Genomic DNA, 2,176 nt, shown 5'->3' on the forward strand with positions numbered 1-2,176 from the left:
AGCTTACCCAGCTTGCTGTTCACAATGGCTGCACTCTTTTTCAGAATAGCGAATGCTCGAATAATCTCCTGGGGCATCGTCTCGGTTCCAATCCGAAAGTTCTCGGAGCTGCGCTGGGTTTGCGCCGCCCACAGCTTGTCTGCCGGTACCTTGATCTCTCCAATCGTGTCCTTCTCCATACGATAATCCATCCGATTCTTCCTCCTCTTGGCATTCATCATTATGTCAGCGTCAGACGCTTAGTATTCGTCTCTCCTATTATGACACAGACGCGCCGCAGAAAAAAATCCACCCCTGAGGAGTGGACTACAGATAATCTCTTTTAATCTTTTGGATTAGTTCAGGCAAGATCAGGTCGGATCTTCTTAAGCTCAATTCCTCGTTTCTCCCAGCCATTCAAACCATCTGGCGTGACCATCCGTTCGGGCAACGGTCTGCCCGCTGGACTTGCCCCCTGCATAATAATCGATATGCAGATCGCCATCCCACATATTGTTATACACATGCATGACATCGCGTCGCCGACTGATCTCCTCCAGATGATGGAGCAGACGGCGCTTGGATTCCTCAGGCATCTGATTGGCGACATGCGTATGAAATACGCATATGACTGCCTCTTCCGGGATTTCTGCAGCAATATCGGGCAGCAGAACGGTCCCGTCTCCTTCCATGAACTGCACATCGGACTGCAGCTTCAATGCGTCCACGGCATGCTCAAACGTGGCTACGCGGTCATGATGACCCGGCCAGATTAACGAACGCAGCCATAGATAATCCTCCGGATGCCGTACATCGTTCACGTGAAGGTCCACCCCCATTCGGTATACAACAGGAGGGCTCTGCGGCAGAAGCAATGGCTGGTGACCCCGAATCTCCGATTGAAGCAGCACCTTGGAATCCGCGCCGCCATAACGCTCATTCTGACCGTAAGCATAGCCGTATTGATCCCACAACAGCTGCAATCCGGCACTCGTGCCAAGCTCGATCAAGGCAAGGGGACGCTGCATTTTATCGTAGATCGAACAGAATACGGGATAGAGGTAGGCGCAGCGCCTAACCTCGTTGGTCTGAACGCGCTTGCTCTGCAGTATTGATATGATTTCCTCGCGATGCTGCAATACAAACGTTCGGAAACACGTGTAACTTGCACGTATATCCAAGGGTTGCTCCACGAGGCCAGGGTAATAGGCTTGAAGCCGTTCCCCCTTTCCCTGCAAGAGCAAATACTGTACTGCTCCGAACAACAAGTTCGGGATCGGCTGCCCCGGCGAAGCCCATCCAGCTACCTGCAGCACTTCTTCATCACCGGCAATCTCACCGGCCAGAAACTCGTATAAATCACTCGATCCGTTACACTCCCGCTCCGCGAAATGGGAGAAAACGTTGGCCAACCGTTCCATATCCATACGCCACGCTCCTTGATGTATAGTGGTATATCGCCTTAACATCATGTTACAACTTTAGCGAGGACGGATGGATTCCGATCTTTTATCAGCCCCATAAGGAAAATATGGAATGTTCAAGTTTGCCCGCTACATCTCCGGGCGATCCAGTCGGTATAGCTTCTGGTATCTAATTGAATGCGCGAGCAATTGTTCATGAGTACCGCGCATCTTAATCTCCCCTCGCTCCATAAAGATAACTTCATCCATCTGCTCTACCCCAATCAGATGATGCGTCACCCAGATCAGCGTCCGGTCATGGAGGGCGGTCAAGATTGTGGACAGCAGCTCCGCCTCCGTTCCAGGGTCCAATCCCACCGTCGGCTCATCCAGAATGACGATTGGTGTCTGCTGCAGTAGAATGCGGGCAAGCGCGACACGCTGCCGCTCTCCGCCGGAGAACCGTTGCCCCGCCTCCTGCATCCGCGTATGAATGCCATCCGGCAGAGCCGCAAGGAGCGGCTCCAATTGCGCTTGCCGCACAGCTTCCATTACCTCTTCGTCCGAAGCATTCGGTCGACCCAGCCTGATATTATTCTGGAGCGTCGTATCAAACAGATGCGGACTCTGGTTCAATACCGACATAACCGAAGGGATCTCCTCACCGAAGCGCGCGGCGGCCACGCCGCCTAAGGTCACGCTGCCTGCAGCAGGTATCCAAGCGCCTTGGATCAGCTGCAGCAAGGTTGATTTGCCGGAACCGGATCGACCGATGACAGCAACCTTCGCTCCCC

At 53.4% G+C, this 2,176-nt stretch carries 3 protein-coding genes; all 3 read right to left on the reverse strand.

Annotated features, from left to right (window positions below; all coding sequences use genetic code 11):
• The coding region (locus ACFRAK_RS27605; RefSeq protein WP_394572976.1) for a lyase family protein at positions 1-191 on the reverse strand (191 nt) is incomplete at its 3' end.
• Between the two features lie 180 nt (positions 192-371).
• On the reverse strand, positions 372-1,406 hold the full coding sequence (locus ACFRAK_RS27610) for a DUF2332 domain-containing protein (protein WP_394572977.1): 1,035 nt from the start codon (positions 1,404-1,406) through the stop codon (positions 372-374).
• 126 nt (positions 1,407-1,532) lie between these two features.
• A partial coding sequence (locus tag ACFRAK_RS27615; RefSeq protein ID WP_394572978.1) for an amino acid ABC transporter ATP-binding/permease protein occupies positions 1,533-2,176 on the reverse strand: 644 nt, incomplete at its 5' end.

This window comes from Peribacillus sp. NPDC056705 (assembly GCF_043656335.1).